Below are 23,092 nucleotides of genomic sequence, written 5' to 3' on the forward strand. Positions count from 1 at the left end.
TGCCATATTACTGTTGATTATCTGAATCCAGATTGAAATAAAATAAACTATATTTACTGTGATTATAGATTAATAATTCTCCTTTTTATCAAAAAAGTGTATAATTATTATGTGAATAGCATCACATTTCTCTCATTATTATGGTCGTTTTTAAATGGGTAGGCTGTATGAAATATACTTTCAAAAGCAAGCTAGTACCTCTTAGACAGGAGTTTAATATTCAGCTTGACCATATCAATGAAGTAAGTAATGTTCAATTACCTACAGAAACTTTAATGTCCCAAGCCTTATTAGATGAATTACCCCAACCTATTTGGGTGAAAAGCAAACAAAATCAATATTATTATAATCAAGCAATATGCCAATATCTTGGTAAAAATCTCAATCAACATGAGATAATTTTTTGGCAAAACTTTATTCATCCTGAAGATTTTGAACACTTCATTGTTTTATGGCAACAAGCATTACTCACACAACACGATTTTGCAAAAGAATGTCGCATTAAGCATGCGCAAAAAGGATATCGATTTTGTTTGATTTCCGTACAGCATCACCCTAAAAATTTAAATAATTTTGCTTGGATGGTCACCGTGAACGATATCCATGAGCATTATTTAAAACAACTTGAATTGGCTCACCAAGTCACCGTAAAAAGCCAAATGTTAGATGCAAGTCTAGATGGCATTACAATGTTAACAGCGGATGGTCGGGTCAGCGATATGAATCGCTCAGCTTGTCTTGCGCTTGGCGTATCCATAAATGCAAAAAAAATCGGTATGTCTTGGTTAAACTTATTACCTGAATCCATGCGAAATTCAGGCCAAAATGCATTCAACCATGCCATAAAAGGAGAAAATTCACATTTTGATGGCATGATGGTCATTGCAGGTCAACCAGCGCAGTATTGGGAGCATACTTTAAGTCCTGTACTGGATGATGCGGGTCTAATCCAGAGCATCCTCTGTGTTTCTCGTGATATCAGCCCACAAAAAATGGCTGAAAAAAAACTAAAACAAGTCATTGAATTAGATGAATTAACAGGTTTATATAATCGTCGGGCATTTAATAAGATCTTTAAAAAAACCATTCAAAATGCACGTCAGCAGCAACAATCGGTCGGCTTTTTACTGATTGATTTAGATTATTTCAAACATATCAATGACACTCTCGGTCATATTGCTGGAGATTATTTACTTCAGATTTTAGGTCAACGTTTAAGTGGTTGTTTTAAAAGTGGGGTCGTGGTTGCACGATTAGGTGGTGATGAATTTGCGATTATTGTCCCCAATCTGACTGATGAATCAGAATTATTACAGATTGCCAAAACAGCTCGTTTACAGCTGGATATCCCGATTTGTTATGCAGGCCAATATATCAATGGTGGCATGAGTACTGGCTGTGCCATTTATCCTCGCGATGCGCAAAATAGCTCAACGTTACTGCAATGCGCAGATGTCGCCTTGAATGATCTTAAAATCAGTGGCCGTGGTGGCATTCGTATGTTTAAAAGTACCATGTTTAAAGCCATCGAGGTCGCCACAAAACAATTGGCCCTTGCTCGAGCAATCATTCAAAATGATAAAATTGTTCCGTTCTATCAGCCTAAAGTACGTCTGGCTGATGCGAAAGTGATTGGTTTTGAGGCTTTACTGCGATGGTACGATAAAGAAGGTTGCATACAACTGCCCTCGCATATTTTTTCATCTTTTCAAGATTATGAACTGGCGACGCGCATCAGCGAAATTATGCAATTAAAAGTCTTTCAAGATATGACGCAGTGGCTAGACTCAGGCATGCAGCTTTTACCCATTTCAATTAATGCTGCACCGGTTGAATTCTTAAGAGATAATTATGCAGAAACGTTATTAAATCGACTGGCGCAGTTTAATATTCCATATGAAATGGTGGAAATCGAAATTACTGAGCAAAGTCTTTCAGAACGCGGCTCAGACTATGTCATTCGTGCCCTTAAATTATTAAAAAAAGCGGGAATTCACATTTCATTAGATGATTTTGGTACAGGACATTCATCCTTAACCCGCTTAAGAAATTATCCTGTAGATTGTCTTAAAATCGATCGTAACTTTATCGAAAATATGCATGATGATCCTTCCGCAATGGCAATTGTCAAAGCCATTAGCCAAATAGGCGCCAGCATTTCGTTAAATATATTGGTTGAAGGCATTGAACATCTAGAACAATTAGATGCACTTAAAGCATGTGACTGTCATATTGGACAAGGTTTTTATTTTCATCGTCCGATGGCATTTGATCATATCACAGCATTATTACAGCCTGTGGATGCGCCTGATTCGGGATCTTAAATCGCTACTCACCGCTGCGCCATTCTATAAAACAGTAAATGTCTGAGCACATTGTTTTATTGCAAAACTTTATTCGATTCAGATCATATGACCAATAAACTTGGGGGCTACCATGTATTTAATCAGTGCTTGTCTTGCAGGTGAAGCGGTACGTTATGATGGAAAATCATATTTGCATGATCAAATTCAACACCTCATTGAACTAAAACAAGTCATCACGGCTTGTCCTGAAGTTTTAGCAGGACTCTCCATTCCACGTAAACCCGCAGAAATTTTTGGGGGTACTGGAGAAGATGTGTTAACAGGTCGTGCGCAAGTCATCGATCTAGATGGTGTTGATGTCACGCACGCTTTTATTGAAGGGGCGTATCAAACCTTAGCTTTGGCTCAGCAGCATCATGTATCCACTGTGGTGCTAAAAGAAAATAGCCCTTCCTGTGGAAGTAACTTTATTTATGATGGTACTTTTTCCAATCAAAAAGTCAGTGCGATGGGCGTAACAACTGCACTATTAAGACAACATGGTTTTAACGTAATCTCAGAAACGGCTTTTTTTGAATTATTCCATCCATCCACTTAACGTACCCAACGCACGATATAATCTTCAATCTCATCTTCATTAACTTCAACTTCAGAAATACAACGACCTGCTGCCGATTTTCTGGCTTGGATCACACTGCTGCGTGTACCAGTATTTAAATAATGCCAAGAGGGTAATTTTTTCTGTTCCTTTAAACGACGATAAGCACAACTTGCTGGCAGCCAATGAATGGTCGCTAATTTCTCTGGGGTTAATTGAATACAATCAGGGACAAAATCAAGGCGCTGCGCATAATTACTACACTGTGCCGTTTTGCAATCTAAAAGTTTACAGGACACTTTGGTATAGGCCACTTCTTGAAGTTCTTCATCTTCCAATTTGATTAAACAACATAAACCACAGCCATCACATAATGCCTCCCATTCAGCATGATTCAGTTCAGCTAAAGGATATTTTTTCCAGAATTGCGGACGTAATTGCTCGATCATAAAAGTGAAAAAATAAAGAATATTGCTTATTATAGCGTGTTCAAGTTCATGATGTATGGAATGTTATTTTTACTTTTAATCATATACTTACCACTCAATTGAACACTTTACAAACAGAAGCATAACAATCTTCGAAATTTCTAAGCCCTATACTGAATCTACTTTGAAAATAACAACGCATGGAGAAAGCTTATGTTTCGTTGGGCAATTATTTTTGCAGTGATTGCGCTGATCGCCAGTTTACTCGGCTTCGGTGGTGTCGCAGGCTTATCAAAGGACTTTGCGATTATTTTACTGGTGATCGCGGTGATTTTAGCGATTATCGGTTTCCTATCTCGAGGCAAAGTATAACGATCCCCTACATGTAAATAGAAACTGAGGACGTAAACATCGTTAAAAGAGTCTATTTGAGGCTCTTTTTTCATCTGTAAATTTCATTAATACCATTTTATAAAAAACTTGAAGTTAATTGATGAAACATACGTTTTCTGTCCATTAACTTCAAATCAAGATTCATTTTTCTAAGCTAAAGGCTATATTTTTAACGATCGCTTAGTGTTTTAAATGACGTGGTCTAAAACCAGTCGCAATTAAACCAATACTATAAGCCAATACCCCCACCACACACAGCCCGATCACTTCAAAGATACGAATCCATTGTGATAGCTCGCTATTATACCAAGTCAGGGCATACCAAAGCACCGCAATCATGCTGATATTGGCAATAGCAAACTGAAGAAACAGTTTTTTCCAGTGTGCGCCGAAACGGAAGATATCCCGTTTATGCAGATAGAAATACAACATCCCTGCATTGACCAAGGCAGAGCCTGAAGATGCCAATGCCAATGCCATGTGCTCTGCTTGCCAATCAATTAACTTAAAGAAACCAATAAAAATGACGTTTAAAATCGCATTCGCTGCCACAGCCATTAAGCCCACACGGACAGGGGTTTTGGTGTCTTGTTGTGCATAAAAACCGGGTGCAAAGACTTTAATCAACATAAAGGAAATGACCCCAGCACTCATACATTGCAATGCCAGTGCGGTCATTTGTGTATCTTCTAGGGTGAACTGACCACGTTGAAACAGCGCTTGAATAATCGGGGTCGACAGCATAAATAAAGCAATGCTGGCTGGAATACCCACCAACATCACGACTTTTGCAGCCCAATCAATCATGCCGCGGAACTTGACCTGATCTTGCTCGGCATGACGTGCCGACAGAGACGGTAAAATCACCGTACCAATGGCAACGCCAATTAAACCTAAAGGCAGTTCAGTCATACGTTCCGCACTGTATAACCATGAGACTGAACCATCTTGCATAAATGATGCCCAGATGGTGTTCAACAGCAAATTAATTTGCGTCACAGACACACCAAATAATGCAGGAAGCATCAGTTTCATGATGCGGTCGACACCTTCGTGTTTAAAATCAACTTTAGGTGGAATCAGCAACTTTTTATGCCATAACTCAGGGATTTGAATCGCCAGTTGCAGCACACCTGCAACCACGACCGCCCACCCCAAAGCCATAATTGGTTCAGCCATATATGGCGTTAACCACCATGCAGCTGCAATCATGGTGATATTTAATAAAACGGGTGCAAATGCAGGGGTCGAAAATGAACCGTAACTATTGAGAATACTACTGGCAAAAGCAGTCAATGACATAAACAGTAAATAGGGAATAGTCAGGCGGAACATGTCCGTGGCTAAAGCAAATTTTTCAGGGTCATCATGGAAACCCGGTGCATAGATATACAAGATTGCAGGTGCAGCAATCATCGCAATAAACGTCAAAGCCGTCATGAAGGTTGCTAAGCAACCAAACACTCGACTAATCAAAATTTGCACTTCAGCATGGGTTTTCGTACTTTTATATTCGGTTAAAATCGGAATAAAAGCTTGTGAGAATGCCCCTTCGGCAAAGAGCCGCCGAAAGAAATTCGGAATACGAAAGGCCACCACAAAGGTATCGAAATCTTTACCTGCACCAAATACATTTAGCAAAACGATATCTCGGACTAAACCCAAGACCCGAGACAACATCGTCATTGCACTAACAATAAAGGTCGATCGCCAAAGCGCCATCGTTTCCACCTAGTACTAAAATAAGTCGCTATTGTAAAGAAACTCCAGAGGAATTTCGTTGTTAAATCATAAACTCGAGTTATTATTGATCTGCTTTCGCTTGTTGTATTAACGCTCTGGTTTTTGCCCAATCAAAAAATGGCCCTGGATCAGTTTTACGTCCCGGTGCAATGTCTGAATGCCCTGCCAAATGCTGTAATATTTTAGGATATGCTGCCTGCAATACGCGAATCACTTCCGCTAAAACCGTGTACTGAATATCTTCAAAAGGCCTGTCATCACTGCCTTCAAGTTCAATGCCTATCGAATAATCATTACATTCTTTTTTCGCTAAATAGGTGGAACGCCCCGCATGCCAAGCACGGTCATTAAAATTGACGAATTGTAGAACCTCACCCGTTCGCAAAATTAACAGGTGAGTGGAAACCTGCATTCCTTCAATGGTTTGAAAATAAGGATGCACAGACCAATCGAGCTGATTTTGAAAAAATTGTTCAATATAGCCCCCACCAAACTGCGAGGGTGGCAAACTAATATTATGCACCACAAGCAATTGAATTTCGGTCTGTTCAGGACGTTGATTATAATTCGGGGATGCGATTTGCCTTGCACCGATTAACTGACCATCGATGACCTGAAAAGACGGCACCTGTTGCATATTCCTATCCTGAGTCGTGTGGGTTTAAGTCGCTGATTTTAGCGCAATCCTTAAACTTTAAGCTTAAAATCTAAAATTACAAAGATAAAATCCATTGAAAAAACATTTCTTTTAAATGAACAATGCTAATATAACGCGCAATTTTCATGGGTTAAAAAAGATACGGAAATACTTATGAGCATCTCTCAATCGTTGCTTGAACAATCGATTCAAATCAATATTCAACAGGCATTACAAGAAGATATTGGCGAAGGTGATCTCACCGCTTTATTAACTCCTGAAGATGAGCAAGCCACAGCGACCATTATTAGCCGTGAAGAGATGGTTCTTGCAGGGCAACCTTGGGTCAATGCGTTAATTCAAGCCTACGATGCCAATGTACAAGTAACATGGCTGAAAAATGATGGCGACCATGTTCAAGCCAATGAAGCTTTTTTAAAATTGGCTGGTTCAGCACGTAGCTTACTGACGGTTGAGCGTCCTGCACTAAACTTTGTGCAAACCCTATCCGCGGTTGCGACGAAAACCGCTGAATATGTCAAACACCTCGATGGTTTAAACACTAAATTATTAGATACTCGAAAAACCCTGCCAGGCTTACGTATTGCACAGAAATATGCTGTGGCAATGGGCGGTGGACAAAACCATCGTTTAGGTTTATTTGATGCATTTTTAATTAAAGAAAACCATATTATGGCGGCAGGTGGCATTGCTCAAGCGATTGCCAAAGCGCGTCAAATTGCCCCAGGTAAACCCGTTGAAGTGGAAGTGGAAACCTGGGATGAACTGAATCAAGCTTTAGAAGCGCATGCCGATATTGTGATGCTGGATAATTTTAGCCAACAACAAATGATTGATGCGGTTCAATATGTGGCTGGTCGTTGTAAATTGGAAGCGTCAGGCAACATTACCATTGAAAATTTGCGTGAAGTGGCAACCACTGGCGTGGATTATATTTCGATGGGTGTTTTAACCAAAGATGTGAAAGCGATCGATTTATCCATGCGTTTTAATGCTTAAGTTTGCTCGGTCTTATTTTTTGCTTTAGAGGCTAATTCTGCTTTAGCGGCTAAATCTTGAATGTCAGTCGATGCTTGCTGCCAAGCGGATTGCTCGGTCTTTTGTGCGGATGCTCTTGGATCACTGGTCATCAATGCCAGCGTTACCATAGAAATAACGATGATCAAGATATTCAACATCTTAAGACTCCTTAAAGCGAAAAGCTGAGTCTAAACAGCAAATATGAACGTCATATTAAGCAAATGTTTAAAAGGGTGCAGCGATTGCACCCTTTTTGTATCTGACAGTTTTTATTTTCAATTGTTTAAAGAAAGCACAGAACAAACAAAACCCCATCCAGAATTCTGTGATGGGGTTTTGTTCTTTATCTAAAACACAGCTAAACGTGCATTTTTGAAATTAACAACTTACCAGCCTAAAGCTTCTTGTTGTTTTTTAATTAACTCTTGAATGCCTTTTTCAGCCAACTCAAGCATTTCATTGCACTGCGCACGAGTAAATGGCTTTTCTTCGGCAGTGCCTTGAAATTCAATAAACTCACCCGCTTGGGTCATCACCACGTTTAAGTCGGTTTGACAACTTGAGTCTTCTTCATAGCAAAGATCCAATAATGCTTGGTCTTTGTACATGCCCACAGAAATGGCAGCAACCAAGCCTTTTAAAGGATCTTGTTTAATTTTTTTCTTTTCAAGTAAAACATTCATGGCATCAATTAAAGCCACTGCTGCACCAGTAATTGCAGCGGTACGTGTACCGCCATCGGCTTGAATCACATCACAGTCGATGGTAATGGTATTTTCACCCAGTTTTTTCAAATCGACCATAGCGCGTAAGCTACGACCAATTAAACGCTGGATTTCTTGCGTACGACCACTTTGTTTACCACGTGCCGCTTCACGGTCGCTACGAGTATGGGTAGAACGTGGCAACATGCCGTATTCTGCTGTCACCCAACCCTGTCCCTTACCTTTAAGGAAACGTGGCACTGAATTATCAATGCTGGCCGTACAAAGAACTTTAGTATGACCAAATTCAATCAATACTGAACCTTCCGCATAACGCGTATAGTTACGGGTAATTTTTACATCACGTAATTGATCTAATGTACGTTGGTCGATACGCATAATGGGTCCTTATTGGGGCTAAAATTCATTGCGGCTTAGTATAACAGAAGCAGATCAGATGATTTTGCTACAACTTGATGGTTTTTGCATATCGTGCTCTAAGCAACACCATAAAGATTCAATTCACAAAAAGGAATAAGCAAACGTTGTGCTGAGGAACAAAGAGGCTCCTTCAGCACAACTAAGGGATTTGGTTACGATGCCTGATCAATATCAGACTTTTTCATCAGTCATTTTTTATCAATATAAGTGATTCATAAAGCCAGAATTAAAAACAAAATTTAGAAAATATTGGATTCATGAGTGTGGCATGGATGCCACACGTTTCCCATCCTTGCGCTGCATTTTAAAGCAGTGCTTTAGAACTGGCTCAGGATGTCGTGTATGGGAAACAAAAGGTTTTTCTTGCGGACTCAAAATATATTTTGAGATCCTCATTTTGACCTTTCAAAAGTAGAGATAATGCCTACGCAAAGGCATAAAAATTGAAGTACTCAAAATGAGGCAGTGCTAATTTTAAAGAATCAAATATTGAACATTTTTTGATTTATGCAAGTTATCTATCATGCCTATACCAAAACTTTGAATGCTAAACCACATTTTAGATAGTGACTCAGCATTTGCTCCATTCAATCAGGCAAACAGTCCTTTCACCTTTTGCATAGACTGGGTAATGCTAGACGACCAGTGATTTGGCAATGAAGCTTTGGCTAAACGTACCCATACACTGCCAAACTGTTTTATAAAACTGGCTTCGTTATAATGAATGCCATATTCTGCACATAAGGCACGAATTTTAGGTGCTGCTTCTGCATAACGATTGGCGGGCATGTCTGGGAATAAATGATGTTCAATTTGATGACTTAAATTGCCACTTAAAATATGTAACCATTCGGTTCCCGTAAAATTACTTGAGCCACGAATTTGGCGTAAATACCACTCCGCACGGGTCTCATTTTCAGTATTGTCTGCTTCAAAGGTTTCTGCATCTTCAGTGAAATGACCATTAAAAATCACCGCTGATGACCATAAGCTACGAATGACATTGGCGACAGCATTACCCGCAAACACAGGAATGGCATTGGGTCCTGCAATCAACGGGAAAAATACATAATCTTTGGTGACCTGACGTACTGCTTTCTTACGGAATTTCGCTGAATCTTTCCAGACTTCTTTCCATGTTTTGGTTTTATAAGCCACGACATCTTCAATATGCAAATTTTGCAAGCCAACATACCATTCAAAAAACACCATCAATTGAATGGCTAAAGGAATATTGAATAAAAAGCGCGGTTCCCATTTTTGCGACTCGCTGACACGCAACAAGCCATAGCCAACATCATGGTCTTTGCCGACAATATTGGTATAGGTATGATGAATATAATTATGCGTGTATTTCCAATCATCGCCTGTGGCCATGGTATCCCAATCATAATTGGCACCATTTAAGCTTGGGTCATTGAGCCAGTCGAATTGACCATGCATCACGTTATGCCCTAACTCCATATTCTCTACAATTTTAGAAATACCCAATAAACCTGTACCCAACAACCAAATCGGTGGAATCCAGCCACCGAACATCAACATACCGCGTGATGCGATTTCACTATAGCGAACAAAATTACGAATTTTATAAATGTATTGGGCATCTTGCTCGCCAATACTGTCCATAATTTCACGGCGGATAGCATCGACTTGTTGACCAAATGCTGCCATTTGTTCCGCATTTAGATGTTTCGATTTACTCGTTTCTGTAAATTTAACTGACATATTCATTGTTTTTCTCCTCAGCCAAAATAAGCACAATATATTGTTAAAGATTAATCACCACAGGACTCACCGCTTGGCTAATACACAATTTAATTTGGGTATTGCTATCGTGGTCAATTTCACCGGTCAATACGTTTTTGGTTGAACCACTGACTTTGGTACAGGTACAGGTATTACAAATGCCCATACGACAACCATGCGCGGGTCTTAAACCCGCCTGTTCAGCACTGTCCAGTAAATTACTCTTGGCCTCAAACTGTTGTTGCGCACGTAAAAACACCACTGGTTGTACAGAAGCTGTTTCATCAACTAAGACTTGGAAATATTCTTGTTTCAACTGCTGAGCAATACCCAACTGTTGATAAATTTGATTCAGGCTTTGCATCATGCCCGCAGCACCACAGGCATAGCTTAGGCGTTGCCCGAAATCTGCCACCGTAGTTTCCAGCAGTGGTAAAGTTAAATGTTGCTGCTGTGCCACGGTATTAAAATAATGATAGTGCAACTGTGGATATTGCTCTGCCAGTTGCAACAGTTCGGCATGAAAAGCCTCATCACGGCTAAAATAAATCAGGTCAATCTGGCTAATTTTTTGCGTGAGTGCCTGTTGTAGCAGCGCATAAATTGCAGTGATACCACTGCCTGAAGCCAGCAATAAAATAGAATCTGGAGATGAATTTAAACTGAAATCACCTTGAGCCTGTGAAATTTCCACCACACTGCCGCTGCTCAAATGGCTTAAAGCATTCGATACTTTGCCCTGACGTTTCACTGCAATGATGATGTTGCCAGTATTGGTGATTTTCACAATCGAATAATGTCGTTGCTGACGCACACCCGCGATCAGCACAGTCACTAAAATACTTTGCCCAGCAGAAAAAGCCTCGGCTTGGAAGTTATGATTCGGTTGCAGCTGAATTTGATAAAAATCAGGCGCAATGGCTTGAATATCGACAATCGTGGCTTTCACTTTTTTCCACGCCCACAGTGGATTTATTTTTTCAGCAATAAAATCGACGAAATCTTCTCGAATCCATTGCGGCTGATACTGCATCACATGACTCATATGACGTTCCTCTTTTATTGCTGGTTATTTATTTGAGTGAACAGGTGTTCTTATAGTGAACACTTGTACACTATAATTATTTTTTCATTCAGTCAACACCTGTTCACTGACATTCGTCGTTTAATCTGTATTTTTTTGATAGACTTCGCTCAGGATCTTTTTAGGGTAGTCGAATGTCGATACGGGATGAGCGCAAACAACAAAGCCGCCAAGCACTTTTGGATGCTGCACTTGCTTTAAGCACGTCTGGACGTTCTTTCAGTAGCATTAGTTTGCGTGAAATCGCACGCCATGTCGGTTTAGTACCGACGGCTTTTTATCGTCACTTTCAAGACATGAATGAGCTTGGACTAGAGTTGGTGGATCAAGTTGCACTGCATTTAAAAGGCATTTTGCATCAACTGGGGCAAGCCTATATTTATCAACCTAATACCAAAACAAAAATTAGCTTAGATCTGTTTTTCCAAGCCGTTGAGCATAATCCTGAACCTTGGGTGTTTTTGATTGCAGAGCGTTGGGGAGGCTCGGAAGTGATTCGACATGCCATTGCACGTGAAATTAATTTTTTAATTGAAGATTTGGCCAATGATTTAGCGCAAATGGAAACGGTCAAACACATTCGTAATGCACAAGACTTACAAGTCCTTGCCAATATTTTAATCAATTTATCCTTTACTTGGGCCATGACGTGGATGAACATGAGTCGTCAATTTCAAGACCAAGCACGCCTAGAACAACAAAAACAATTCAAGCTACAGACCATTACCCAAGTTCACTTAATTTTTCGGGGTATTTCGAATTGGGATATGGTGCCAACGACAGCAGCGGAGTCATCCCGCCCCTAAACCCTCAGACATAAAAAACCCGCAATCAGTCAGTTAAGGGTTTTAGAAATAAAGTTTTTAGTTATTCATGACAGAGTCTTGTATTTTTTAAATCAAATACTTGGAGCTCATTTATTACTTTGGATAAGCCCAAAGTAATCAAAGGCATTTGTCATCCGCAAAACTCGCCAAATACTTTTTATTGATTAATAAATCGCAGAAACCTTATTTTTTTAAAATAGTTTTGCCTCGAACAGTTGCGAATGACGTTTCCGCGTATCGAATAACATCATGAAGTTAAAAAATAAAATGCCAGTCAATTTCTTAACTGACTGGCATTACAATGATTGCGGGCTTTTATACAAAAAAATTATTTTGCTTTACGTTCTTTTTCCACCAAGTAGCTCACCACTTGCGTTACTTTACCGTCTTCACCTTGCACCACATATTTACCATTCACCACAATTGCAGGCACGCCTGTCAATTGGTATTGCTGTGCCAATTTATTTGCCTGAGCCACTTTTGAGGTAATCGCAAATGAATTAAACATGCTGTTAAATTTGGCTTCAGGTACACCATATTTCACAAAAAATTTAGCTTGTGATTTTTGATCGAAAATTTGTTGACCACCCTCATGAATTGCATGGAACAGCGGAAGATGGGTTTTTTTACGGATGCCTAAAGCTTCTGAAACATAATAACCACGCGCGCCTTGCTCCCACAATGGGTTCATTGAAGCCGGTGTACGGATAAAATTGACATCTTTCGGAATATTTCTGAGCCAAGTCTGCATATGTGGTTCTAATTTAAAGCAGTGTGGGCAGCCATACCAAAAGAATTCACGGACTTCAATTTTCCCTGGAACCTGAACTGTACCGGGATTGGCAACAACGGTGTAATCTTTACCTGCAACAAAATTGGCAGCCATTGCCGTGCCTGAAAAGGCAAAAATAGCAGTAGCAACACTACTGAAAAGGAATTGTTTCATTGACCTTATTGTCCTCTAAATCATTATGATGAGTTTATACGATCACTATAAATCAATTATCCCGAATTCGTTTTCATTCTGTGAACTTTTTTACAGCTTTTATCGCTTTTTTTAGAATTAACGCTACACTAATGCAGATGAGATTTTTTAAATTATAATGACTTGATTGAGGTGACACCGATGTCGCAATTGAATGTTGATCCACAAGAAATTGCCAAATTTGAAGCATTCGCAGCCATATGGTGGGATCAGCATTCTGAGTTCCGTCCACTGCATCAAATTAACCCTTTACGCTTAAATTGGATTGATGAACATTCAGGTGGCATTGCAGGCAAAAAAGTACTTGATGTCGGCTGTGGTGGCGGTATTTTATCTGAAAGTATGGCACGTCGTGGCGCTCAGGTTTTGGGTATCGACATGGGTGTAGCCCCATTAAATGTCGCACGTATTCATGCCGAACAAGAAGGTGTGAGCAATATTGAATACCGTCAAGTTCCAGTAGAAGAATTAGCCCAAGAACAAGCGGGACAATATGACGTAGTGACGTGTATGGAAATGCTGGAGCATGTACCCGATCCGGCATCGATTATTCAAGCCTGCCAAACACTGGTCAAACCGGGTGGTCATGTGTTCTTTTCGACCATTAACCGTAATCCAAAATCATATTTATTCGCCATTATTGGCGCGGAATATGTGTTACGCATGCTGGCAAAAGGCACCCATGATTATCATAAATTTATTAAACCATCTGAGCTGGCACATGATATTCGTAGTGCGGGTTTAACCCTCAAAGACATGACAGGATTACATTTCAATCCACTCACGAAGCGTTATTGGTTGGCACCAAATGTTGACGTGAACTACATGGTCTATACCGTCAAAGCAGGTGCCGAATGAAAGCGGTTCTGTTTGACCTAGATGGCACACTCATTGACACTGCTGCTGACTTTATTCGCATTATTCAAGATATGTGCCGCGATAAACAATGTGAAGTGGTGGCTGCCGATCTAATTCGCACCCAAGTGTCGGAAGGCGCACGTGCTATGGTGAAATTGGTTTATCCAGAATTGGATGTTGAAGATCCAGTTTTTCTCGCTCATCGACAACGTTTTTTAGATATCTATGGCAATGATATTGCAGTAGAGACTGACTTGTTTGAAGGCATGTATCCACTGCTAGAAGCATTAGAAAGCCAAGATATTCCGTGGGGCATTGTTACCAATAAGCCACGTTGGTTAAGCGAAGCCTTACTTAAAGCGCTGAATTTGACCGATCGCTGTGCTGTTTTGGTCTGTCCAGAAGATGTCAGCAAGACCAAACCCGATCCTGAACCGATGTATTTGGCAGCGAAACACATTCAGATTCAGCCAGAAGATTGTATCTATGTCGGTGACCATCCACGTGACATCGATGCGGGTCGTCATGCCCAGATGTACACCATCTTAGCGGCCTATGGTTATTTACCATTGCAGCACAAAGATGACTTAACAGCATGGCAAGCGGATTGTATAGTAAATACTGTTGCTGAATTGCAGCAGGTGATTCAGCAACTGCTTATGCCTAAACAACAACATCATTCTCTGATTTCATAAACACATAAAAATACAATAAACGAGGAGGTCTGCAATGAAATATTCAGAATATCAACCTCGCCCCGATCTGTTAAAAGATCGCATTATCCTGATTACAGGTGCGGGCGATGGTATTGGTCGTGCAGCAGCACTGAGCTATGCACTACACGGTGCAACAGTGGTACTGCATGGACGTGCCTTAAATAAACTTGAAGTCATTTATGATGAAATTGAAAGTTTAGGTGCACCACAACCGGCTATTCTACCGTTGCAACTCTCCAGCGCCTCTCCTCGAGATTATGAATTACTGGTCGATACTTTAGAAAAACAATTTGGTCGCTTAGACGGCATTTTGCATAATGCTGGGATTCTGGGTGAACGCACAGAACTCGCTCATTACCCGATTGATGTTTGGGATGATGTGATGGCAGTGAATCTACGCGCACCTTTTATTTTGACCCAAGAACTGTTGCCACTACTTAACAAATCAGATCACGCCTCTGTGGTTTTTGCCAGTTCAGGCGTTGGTCGCGAAGCACGTGAGCGTTGGGGTGCATACTCGGTATCCAAAATTGCCATTGAAGCCGTCAACCAGATCTTTGCCAAAGAAAATGTCTACCCTAATGTACGTTTCAACTGTATTAATCCCGGGGCGACCCGTACAGCCATGCGTGCTAAAGCCTATCCAGATGAAGATCCAAAAACCTTAGCCACACCTGAAATGATTATGCCGGCTTACCTGTATTTAATGGGTGAAGACAGCTTAGCGATGAATGGTGAAAGTATTGATGCACAGGACTAAGCTTTAAACTAAAAAGGAAGCAGAACGTGCTTCCTTTTTTATGGCTATTTTTTAAAGCATTTCACCGTATATTGCATAAACATGACTTTTAATCGTATTTTCAAATAAATTTTATAAAAATATATGGTTTTTCAAATCAATTCAATCCAGCTATGCTGATCCTCATGGCAAAACACCACATTTGAGGAATCTAAAATGGCTGACCCAAAACGTAAAATGGATACCATTCGCTCGATTGAAAATTTACAACTTTCAACAGCCTTAATAATCGGTCTCAATGATGCCAAGCAAGCAGAAAGCATTGCTGAAGCCATCCGCTCCTTACAAGACTTAGCCGAACAATGGAACTAAAATATGCTGGACTAACCTGTTGTAATACATTGTTATAGCATTTTGACAGCAGCCGTTGAAAACCATAAAATGAATGTCCAAAATTGGATACAATTTTTTAATCAAAATGCTGTTTTTATGGTCTTTAATCCAAACTATAAAAATGTCTTCAAATTTTTCAATCATGCGCTATAGATGCAGAATATCCTGATTGTCTCTGCATTTTTTAATAAATGAGTGATTGATCTTCACAGTTTCTCTGCAATTATTTCGTACATTAGTGTTAGTGAAATTAATACTTTTTTTATGGGGGTTCAACATGAAAAAGATTTTGACAATTTTGGCAATTTCTTTCAGTGCATTGATGGCAAACAGTGTAACCACTGCTGCACCTCACGATAACGACCGCAATTGGGATCAACCACGTCATCAATCTGAGAATAAAGGGCGCGACTTTCGTGACAATGATGACGACGATGACCGTATGCAAGATAAACGTCGGGTTCGCGAAGAACGTGGCGTAAAACGGTTACAGCAGCATAAATGGCAAACGGGTTATGTGATGCCACAGCATTATCGTGGTAATGGTTATAAAGTCGATTATAAAGAGCATGACTTACCCAAACCGTCGCGTAATCAACAATGGTACAAAATTAATAATGATTATATTTTAGTCGATACCGACAGTAATAATATTCTGCGTATTCAAGGGTTCTAGTCCCCTATTCTAAACACACTCAGCTCAAACGCAAATTTGGGCTTTTTTTATGTCTCCCGTCTTGTTTATTTTAGCGCTTAGTCTTGCTCTGTGGCTTTTTCAGCGTTTTGCCATCTTCTTTTTTTCTCCACGAATTTCACAATTCAACTATACAGCTCTCATCTTTTATCTCGACTTTTTCGTTATTTTTAACTCATCGAAATAAGCATTCTATTTGAAATAAGGTGAAAGAAATGAAAAAAATGATCACTACAATTGCGCTGTCTTTATCTGCATTGATGGCAACGTCTGCAATGGCAGCATCGGATCATCGTTATGACGATCAGCAACGCTATAACAACCATACTCAAGACAATCGTTGGAACAATAACAACAACCATTATGACCACGATCGTTATGACAATAAGCGTGTTAACCCAAGCCGTGACTGGCGTGTCGGTCAAACCCTACCACGTCAATACAGCAACTCACGTTTTCAAGTCAGTGACCGTGAAGCACGCCGCTTAGCTAAAACAGGTCGTTATCAACAATGGTATAAAATAAATAGTGATTATGTTTTAGTGAATGAACGTAACAATCGCATTCTTCGTATTCAAAACTAAGGCATTTATTTTCCGTACGTGTTCATTAAATCTATCAGCTCTTAAAAACACTTTAACCATCGTTAAGGTGTTTTTTTTATTTTATTGTTCCGCTCAGCTTTTTTTTGATTAGAATCATGCATAGGATTTTATTCTTCATTTGAGATAGGTATGCACGCGAATTCCTCTGAAACATCACAAAGCATAACTTTGCAATATGTGCATTGGTTTCGACATTCTGCGCCTTATATCAATGCCCATCGGAATAAAACTTTTGTCATTATGTTTGATGGTGAAGCAGTACAACATGAAAATTTCCAACATATTATTCATGACATTGCCCTGTTACATTCTTTAGGCATTCACTTGATTTTAGTTCATGGCGCACGTTCGCAAATCAATCAAAATTTAAAAGCCAGTGGTATTGAAACGCCATTTCATAAGCACCGCCGCATTACCACCCGCGAATCTTTAAGTTGTGTCATGAACGCAGTCGGTTCTATTCGCTTGCAAATTGAAGCCTTACTTTCTATGGGACTGGCCAATTCACCGATGTACGGCGCACGTATTGATGTGATCTCAGGCAATTTTGTCACCGCCAAACCCTATGGCATTCGTGATGGCATTGACTTTCAACTGACCGGTGAACTGCGCACTGTAGATACTCACGCCATTCAACGCCATCTTAAAAATCATAATATTGTCTTGCTCGGCCCAACCGGTTATTCCAATACGGGTGAAGTGTTTAACTTGGTCGCAGAAGAAGTGGCAACCAATACCGCAATATTACTGAAAGCAGATAAACTGATTTTCTTGGGTAAACAACAAGGTTTAGTCAATGAGTTGGGGCAATTACAACGAGAAATTCCACCCCATCAGCTCGATCAGCATATTTTACAATATCAAGACTCAAACCCCGATATTGCTTTACAGCTCCGTGGGGCAAAAAATGCCTCCCTTCAAGGGGTCAATCGCGTTCATCTGATTTCCTATACTTACGATGGTGCATTACTGGAAGAACTTTTCACCCGCGATGGTTCAGGCACCATGATGACCGATGCACATTATGAAGAAGTTCGCACCGCCAATATTCAAGATGTTGGCGGCTTGATGAATTTACTTCGTCCACTCGAAGCTGAAGGGATTTTGGTTTATCGCTCGCGTGAACGACTCGAAAGTGAAATTGAGCAATTTGCAGTGATTGAACGGGATGGCATGATTTTAGCCTGTGCAGCGCTTTACCCCATTCCCACGGCTGCCAATGAAATTCAGTCGGCGGAAATTGCCTGTGTCGCGGTCGATCCAAGTTATCGAAAATCCAATCGGGGCAGCCAAATTCTGCACTATTTGGAAGACAAGGCAAAAGGCTTAGGCATTCAGCAACTGTTTGTATTGACCACACGTACCGCACATTGGTTTGTGGAACATGGCTTTGAACCTGCCAGTGTCGATGATCTGCCGAATACACGTCAGGCCCTATATAACTATCAACGTAATTCATTGGTCTTCAAAAAGTCACTTTAAGGTGTAATGCCAGTCAGTTAAGAAATTGGCTGGCATTTTATTTTTTAAATTCATGATGTTATTCGACACGCGGAAACGTCATCCGCAACTGTTCGAGGCATGAGGTGTATACACCGCAAGATTGAAAAAGTAAGGTTTCTGCGATTTATTAATCAATAAAAGGTATTTGGCGAGTTTTGCAGATGACAAATGCCTTTGATTACTTTGGGCTTATCCAAAGTAATAGATGAGCTCCAAATATTTGATTTAAAAAATATAAGACTCCGTCATGAATAACTAAAAAGCTAAGGACTTTATTTCTAAAATCCTTAACTGACTGGTATTAACTTTAAGGTGGCTTTTTTTATTTTACGATATCTTTATTTTTGATAACTTTATCTCGCATTTGGCTGAATCTGGCGCATTTAACTTATACACTTTTTTCATAAACTTATAGCCATGTCACACTTAGAATAAAATACAATAATAATTAATAACTTATAAAATAAATTTACATATTTTACTGACCATATAAATCGTTTTTTGAGCAAAGCTTTGCTGTTTTTTATTTATCTTTTTTATTCATGATCAATCCCTATTTTTTTATTTTTTTCGAAAAAGAAAAGACTTTAGCCTGTGTGCAATATTCAACACTTCCTGTTGCGGAGCACACGTTCATGAGCACCATTCAAGCACCTTTTTTAGCGAAATTTCTGGTTCTTTCTTCAGTAATTGCCGGTGCAATGATGCTGTCTGGTTGTGGCAAAAAACCAGCTGAAACGGTGACCTTAAATATTGGTTTTCAAAAATATGGTTTATTGCCGATTATTAAGGCACAAGGCTCTTTAGAAAGTGCGTTAAAAGAACAAGGCGTGACCGTAAAGTGGGTTGAATTCCCTGCTGGCCCACAATTACTTGAAGGCTTAAATGTCGGCAGTGTTGTCTTTGGTGAAGCTGGTGAAGCACCCCCTATTTTCGCTCAGGCGGCAAATTCAAACTTGGTTTATATTGCCAACCAACCCGCTGCGCCTTTGGCAGAAGCACTGATTGTACAAAAAGATTCACCGATCAAAAGCATTCAAGACTTAAAAGGTAAACGGGTTGTGCTGAATAAAGGCTCAAACGTACATTATTTATTATTAAAACTACTAGAAGCCAATAAACTGACGCTGCAAGACATTCAAGTGGTTTACCTGCCACCTTCTGATGCACGTGCTGCCTTTGAACGTGGCGCTGTCGATGCATGGGTCATTTGGGATCCCTTCTTTGCAGCAGCCGAACATCAAATTGGTGCGCGTATTCTGGCCACCGGTCAGAACCTCGTTAGCAACCACCAATTCTATTTAGCCGAGCGTAAATTTGCTGAGCAAAACCCAGAAATTTTAAAAACGCTGGTGAATGAACTTAACACCACCACCCAATGGGTTTCACAGCACCAAGATGAAGCGGCAAAACTATTAGAAAAACCTACAGGGTTATCGTCCGACATCCTGAAAACCTCTATTTCACGCATGGGTTTCGGTGTGCAACCCATTTCTGCGGAAGTGACTCAAGAACAGCAATATGTCGCTGATGCGTTTTATCAACAAAAACTCATCCCCAATAAAATCAATATTCAAGCTGCCATTTTAAATCAGGCCAGCAAATAAATAATAGGATTAGCATCATGGGTGTACTTAAATCTTTTAGCCTAATTGCTGTGACCGCACTCAGTCTTGGGCTGGTTGCATGCCAAAAACCTGAACAAAAACAAGCCAACACATCTGCAACCAGTGCAGGTACTCCAGTCAAAACATTGTCTATTGGCTACCAAAAATCATCCTTAAATTTATTGGTTGCGCGTCAACACGCCTTATTTGAACAGCAATTTCCTCAAGCTAAAATTGAATGGCGCGAGTTCCCTGCTGGCCCACAAATGCTTGAAGCATTGGCCGTGAATGCAGTCGATTTTGGCTATGTCGGTAATACTCCCCCAATCTTCGCTCAAGCAGCCAATAAAGATTTACGTTACATCGGTTATGAAGTGGTGCCTGAACACTCTCAAGCCTTACTTATTCCAGCAGGTAGCAGCATTAAAAGCATTGCTGATTTAAAAGGTAAACGCATTGCGGTACAAAAAGGTTCGAGTGCCCATGAGCTACTGGCAAAGATCTTACAAAAAGCGGGTTTAAGCTGGACAGATATTCAACCCATCTGGTTGCCCCCAGCGGATGCGCGCGCTGCATTTGACAAGCAATCTATTGATGCATGGTCAATTTGGGATCCCTACTTAAGTGCGGCGGAGCTAGACAGTAAAGCGAAAGTACTCAGCAGTGCGGCAGATTTTCCAAAAACCTATTCATTTTATATTGCCAATCCCAAGTTCATTACTGAACACCCACAGGCTGTAGCGCAGTTTATTGGCGGATTGAATAGCGCAGACCAATGGATTTTAAAAAATCAAACAGTGGCTTTAGATATTTATGCACAAAGTACGGGTCTAAATAAAAGCATTGCACAGCGTGTTTTTGATCGCCGCTTAAAACCATCACCAATTCAGACCTTAACGCCTGAAGTGATCCAGACACAACAAAATATCGCTGATTTATTTCAGCAGGTTCAACTGATTCCACAAAAAATTAACGTTCAAGACGCGGTCTGGACACTTCCGAGCAAACAGTAATTTATTCAAAATTAACGAAGGAAATCTGACATGAAAATCTTTTGGTTTATTCCTACCCATGGTGATAGTCGTTACTTAGGAACCAGTAAAGGTGCACGCCAAGTTGATCATGCTTATATGAAACAAATTGCGGTCGCGGCAGATCACTTGGGCTATGAAGGGGTACTTATTCCAACAGGTCGTTCATGTGAAGATCCGTGGATTACTGCCGCAAGTTTAATTGATGCCACCAAAAATTTGAAATTTCTCGTGGCATTACGTCCGGGAGTAACGACACCTGCACTGGCGGCACGTATGGCTTCAACCTTTGATCGTCTATCCAATGGTCGAGTGTTACTCAATCTGGTAACAGGCGGTGATGAGCAAGAATTAAAAGGCGATGGAGTCTACGAAGATCATGCAACGCGCTATCAAACTGCTGCTGAATACACCAAAATTTGGCGTGAAATTTTAACTCGTTCGCATACAGGTGAATCCTTTACTTTCCACGGCGAACGCTTACAAGTCGATGATGCAAAACTGCTTTATCCACCAGTACAAAAGCCGTATCCACCCCTTTGGTTCGGTGGTTCTTCTGATGCAGCCCTTGAACTTGCTGCGGAACAAGTCGATACCTATTTAACTTGGGGTGAACCACCTGCTGCGGTAAAAGAAAAAGTAGAAACCATGCGTGCTAAAGCCACAGCACGTGGCCGGACGTTAAATTATGGTATTCGCTTACACGTCATTGTGCGGGAAACCAATGAACAAGCATGGGCAGCAGCTGAAGAACTGATCCAATATGTCGATGATGCCACCATTGCCGCAGCACAGAAAAAATTCAAGCAAATGGACTCCGTGGGCCAACGTCGCATGGCTGAATTACATAATGGTGATCGAACTAAACTAGAAGTTTCGCCTAACCTTTGGGCAGGTGTCGGCTTAGTCCGTGGTGGTGCGGGTACGGCACTGGTCGGAGACCCAGAAACTGTCGCTGCACGGATTCAGGAATATGCCGCTTTGGGTATCGATACCTTCATTTTCTCGGGCTATCCTCATTTAGAAGAATCCATTCGCTTTGCTGAATTAGTGTTCCCATTGCTTCCATTAGAAATACGTCAAAAATTAGCACAACCGAATTTAACAGGGCCATTTGGTGAAATCGTAGCGAATAACTATGTTCCCGATGAAGCCAAAAAAGCAGTCAAAACTAAGGAGCCGGCTTAATGAGCAAAAGCATTTCTGCTGAAGCCTTGGTAAAAACTAAGGTTTCACGTGGAACAGCATTTGGGCAGCGTTTGCTGCCTTGGTTGTTCCCCATCGTTCTGATCTTGATTTGGCAAATCGCGTCGAGCACTGGGCTTTTAGCCAGCCGTATTCTGCCTGCACCAAGTGCTGTCGTGACTGCATTTTGGCAGCTATTGATCAGCGGTGAACTTTGGCAACATGTCAAAGTCAGTGCTGGACGTGCCCTACTGGGTTTACTGGTTGGCGGTGGTTTGGGTTTACTGCTGGGACTACTCAATGGCTCATCTAAACTGGCATCAACGCTACTCGATACCACCTTGCAAATGATCCGTAATATTCCTGCTTTAGCTTTAATTCCTTTGGTGATTTTATGGTTTGGAATTGATGAATCAGCAAAATTATTTCTTGTAGCCATTGGGGTGTTTTTTCCAATTTATATTAATACCTATCATGGGATTCGTTCAGTCGATCCACAATTGATTGAAATGGGTAAAAGCTACGGACTGACACGTTGGCAATTGTATAAAGACATTATTTTACCGGGTGCAATGCCGTCCATCTTAGTGGGCCTACGTTTTTCACTGGGTTTGGTTTGGGTATTGCTGATTGTGGCAGAAACCATTTCGGCTCAATCGGGCATTGGCTACATGACCATGAATGCACGTGAATTTCTACAAACAGATGTGGTACTGGTCGGGATTTTGTTATACGCCCTACTGGGTAAATTAGCGGATGTCTTGGCAGTGACTTTAGAAAAATATCTATTGCGCTGGCATGCTGGATACCAAAAATAAGGAATGG

Annotated in this window: 24 protein-coding genes; 16 read left to right on the top strand and 8 right to left on the bottom strand. The window is 40.6% G+C overall.

The window, feature by feature from the left end; genetic code table 11:
* Positions 1 to 167: 167 nt before the first annotated feature.
* On the top strand, positions 168 to 2,324 hold the full coding sequence (locus B9T30_RS05325) for a bifunctional diguanylate cyclase/phosphodiesterase (RefSeq protein ID WP_227518942.1): 2,157 nt from the start codon (positions 168 to 170) through the stop codon (positions 2,322 to 2,324).
* A gap of 112 nt (positions 2,325 to 2,436) precedes the next feature.
* A complete protein-coding gene (locus B9T30_RS05330; protein ID WP_086184097.1) occupies positions 2,437 to 2,904 on the top strand; it encodes a DUF523 domain-containing protein in 468 nt (155 codons plus the stop codon).
* Here the strand turns inward: B9T30_RS05330 and B9T30_RS05335 are convergent.
* Positions 2,901 to 3,353 carry a YcgN family cysteine cluster protein gene (locus B9T30_RS05335; RefSeq protein ID WP_086184098.1) on the bottom strand — a complete coding sequence of 151 codons (453 nt, stop codon included), beginning with the start codon at positions 3,351 to 3,353 and terminating at the stop codon, positions 2,901 to 2,903. The genes B9T30_RS05330 and B9T30_RS05335 overlap by 4 nt on opposite strands.
* 192 nt (positions 3,354 to 3,545) lie before the next feature.
* Between B9T30_RS05335 and B9T30_RS05340 the strand changes: the two genes are divergently transcribed.
* The gene (locus B9T30_RS05340) at positions 3,546 to 3,704 is read left to right on the top strand and encodes a DUF1328 domain-containing protein (protein WP_004650841.1); all 159 of its coding nucleotides are present in this window, start codon (positions 3,546 to 3,548) and stop codon (positions 3,702 to 3,704) included.
* A 201-nt stretch (positions 3,705 to 3,905) separates the two neighbouring features.
* Here B9T30_RS05340 and murJ read toward each other — a convergent pair whose 3' ends face one another.
* Both murJ and ampD read right to left on the bottom strand, forming a co-directional pair.
* Positions 3,906 to 5,456, bottom strand: a complete 1,551-nt coding sequence (gene murJ / locus B9T30_RS05345; protein WP_171264126.1) for a murein biosynthesis integral membrane protein MurJ — start codon at positions 5,454 to 5,456, stop codon at positions 3,906 to 3,908.
* 73 nt (positions 5,457 to 5,529) lie between these two features.
* On the bottom strand, positions 5,530 to 6,105 hold the full coding sequence (gene ampD, locus B9T30_RS05350) for a 1,6-anhydro-N-acetylmuramyl-L-alanine amidase AmpD (protein ID WP_086184100.1): 576 nt from the start codon (positions 6,103 to 6,105) through the stop codon (positions 5,530 to 5,532).
* Between the two features lie 174 nt (positions 6,106 to 6,279).
* Here ampD and nadC point away from each other — a divergent pair, with 174 nt between their 5' ends.
* Complete coding sequence (gene nadC / locus B9T30_RS05355; RefSeq protein WP_086184101.1) at positions 6,280 to 7,125, top strand: carboxylating nicotinate-nucleotide diphosphorylase; 846 nt, start codon at positions 6,280 to 6,282, stop codon at positions 7,123 to 7,125.
* On the opposite strand, the gene B9T30_RS05360 is transcribed toward nadC, so the two are convergent.
* The 4 genes from B9T30_RS05360 to B9T30_RS05375 all read right to left on the bottom strand — a co-directional run bounded on the left by B9T30_RS05360 (position 7,122) and on the right by B9T30_RS05375 (position 11,085).
* Positions 7,122 to 7,304, bottom strand: coding sequence for a hypothetical protein (locus B9T30_RS05360; RefSeq protein ID WP_086184102.1), 183 nt, complete (start codon positions 7,302 to 7,304; stop codon positions 7,122 to 7,124). The genes nadC and B9T30_RS05360 overlap by 4 nt on opposite strands.
* Positions 7,305 to 7,532: 228 nt before the next feature.
* Positions 7,533 to 8,249, bottom strand: coding sequence for a ribonuclease PH (gene rph / locus B9T30_RS05365; protein WP_086184103.1), 717 nt, complete (start codon positions 8,247 to 8,249; stop codon positions 7,533 to 7,535).
* A 633-nt stretch (positions 8,250 to 8,882) separates the two neighbouring features.
* Entirely contained in the window at positions 8,883 to 10,019 is a 1,137-nt protein-coding gene (locus B9T30_RS05370) for a fatty acid desaturase family protein (RefSeq protein WP_171259182.1), read from the bottom strand.
* A 43-nt stretch (positions 10,020 to 10,062) separates the two neighbouring features.
* Positions 10,063 to 11,085 (bottom strand): flavin reductase family protein, encoded by a 1,023-nt coding sequence (locus B9T30_RS05375; RefSeq protein ID WP_086184105.1) that lies wholly within the window; start codon positions 11,083 to 11,085, stop codon positions 10,063 to 10,065.
* A gap of 173 nt (positions 11,086 to 11,258) precedes the next feature.
* Between B9T30_RS05375 and B9T30_RS05380 the strand changes: the two genes are divergently transcribed.
* Complete coding sequence (locus tag B9T30_RS05380) at positions 11,259 to 11,930, top strand: TetR family transcriptional regulator (RefSeq protein ID WP_086184106.1); 672 nt, start codon at positions 11,259 to 11,261, stop codon at positions 11,928 to 11,930.
* Between the two features lie 349 nt (positions 11,931 to 12,279).
* Here B9T30_RS05380 and B9T30_RS05385 read toward each other — a convergent pair whose 3' ends face one another.
* Positions 12,280 to 12,897: a thiol:disulfide interchange protein DsbA/DsbL gene (locus B9T30_RS05385; RefSeq protein ID WP_074946839.1), complete on the bottom strand. Its 618-nt coding sequence runs from the start codon at positions 12,895 to 12,897 to the stop codon at positions 12,280 to 12,282.
* 180 nt (positions 12,898 to 13,077) lie between these two features.
* Between B9T30_RS05385 and ubiG the strand changes: the two genes are divergently transcribed.
* From ubiG to ssuC, 11 genes are all read left to right on the top strand, one after another.
* Positions 13,078 to 13,794: a bifunctional 2-polyprenyl-6-hydroxyphenol methylase/3-demethylubiquinol 3-O-methyltransferase UbiG gene (ubiG, locus tag B9T30_RS05390; RefSeq protein ID WP_086165387.1), complete on the top strand. Its 717-nt coding sequence runs from the start codon at positions 13,078 to 13,080 to the stop codon at positions 13,792 to 13,794.
* Complete coding sequence (locus B9T30_RS05395; RefSeq protein WP_086184107.1) at positions 13,791 to 14,489, top strand: HAD family hydrolase; 699 nt, start codon at positions 13,791 to 13,793, stop codon at positions 14,487 to 14,489. The genes ubiG and B9T30_RS05395 overlap by 4 nt, the downstream gene beginning before the upstream one ends.
* Before the next feature lie 34 nt (positions 14,490 to 14,523).
* Positions 14,524 to 15,270: a YciK family oxidoreductase gene (locus B9T30_RS05400; protein ID WP_086184108.1), complete on the top strand. Its 747-nt coding sequence runs from the start codon at positions 14,524 to 14,526 to the stop codon at positions 15,268 to 15,270.
* Positions 15,271 to 15,465: 195 nt separating this feature from the next.
* Positions 15,466 to 15,621, top strand: a complete 156-nt coding sequence (locus tag B9T30_RS16470; protein ID WP_167356328.1) for a hypothetical protein — start codon at positions 15,466 to 15,468, stop codon at positions 15,619 to 15,621.
* Positions 15,622 to 15,919: 298 nt separating this feature from the next.
* Positions 15,920 to 16,318 carry an RcnB family protein gene (locus B9T30_RS05405; protein ID WP_086184109.1) on the top strand — a complete coding sequence of 133 codons (399 nt, stop codon included), beginning with the start codon at positions 15,920 to 15,922 and terminating at the stop codon, positions 16,316 to 16,318.
* A 233-nt stretch (positions 16,319 to 16,551) separates the two neighbouring features.
* Positions 16,552 to 16,920, top strand: coding sequence for an RcnB family protein (locus B9T30_RS05410; RefSeq protein ID WP_086184110.1), 369 nt, complete (start codon positions 16,552 to 16,554; stop codon positions 16,918 to 16,920).
* Between the two features lie 150 nt (positions 16,921 to 17,070).
* Positions 17,071 to 18,423 carry an amino-acid N-acetyltransferase gene (gene argA / locus B9T30_RS05415; RefSeq protein ID WP_086184111.1) on the top strand — a complete coding sequence of 451 codons (1,353 nt, stop codon included), beginning with the start codon at positions 17,071 to 17,073 and terminating at the stop codon, positions 18,421 to 18,423.
* A gap of 656 nt (positions 18,424 to 19,079) precedes the next feature.
* Positions 19,080 to 20,051 (top strand): sulfonate ABC transporter substrate-binding protein, encoded by a 972-nt coding sequence (locus tag B9T30_RS05420; protein WP_086184191.1) that lies wholly within the window; start codon positions 19,080 to 19,082, stop codon positions 20,049 to 20,051.
* Between the two features lie 17 nt (positions 20,052 to 20,068).
* Entirely contained in the window at positions 20,069 to 21,064 is a 996-nt protein-coding gene (locus tag B9T30_RS05425; RefSeq protein WP_086184112.1) for an aliphatic sulfonate ABC transporter substrate-binding protein, read from the top strand.
* Positions 21,065 to 21,094: 30 nt separating this feature from the next.
* Entirely contained in the window at positions 21,095 to 22,270 is a 1,176-nt protein-coding gene (gene ssuD / locus B9T30_RS05430) for an FMNH2-dependent alkanesulfonate monooxygenase (RefSeq protein WP_086184113.1), read from the top strand.
* Positions 22,270 to 23,085 (top strand): aliphatic sulfonate ABC transporter permease SsuC, encoded by an 816-nt coding sequence (gene ssuC / locus B9T30_RS05435; RefSeq protein ID WP_004650863.1) that lies wholly within the window; start codon positions 22,270 to 22,272, stop codon positions 23,083 to 23,085. The genes ssuD and ssuC overlap by 1 nt, the downstream gene beginning before the upstream one ends.
* Positions 23,086 to 23,092 lie beyond the last annotated feature (7 nt).

It is taken from the genome of Acinetobacter sp. ANC 4973 (assembly GCF_002135275.1).
In the GTDB taxonomy this organism is placed as follows: domain Bacteria; phylum Pseudomonadota; class Gammaproteobacteria; order Pseudomonadales; family Moraxellaceae; genus Acinetobacter; species Acinetobacter kyonggiensis.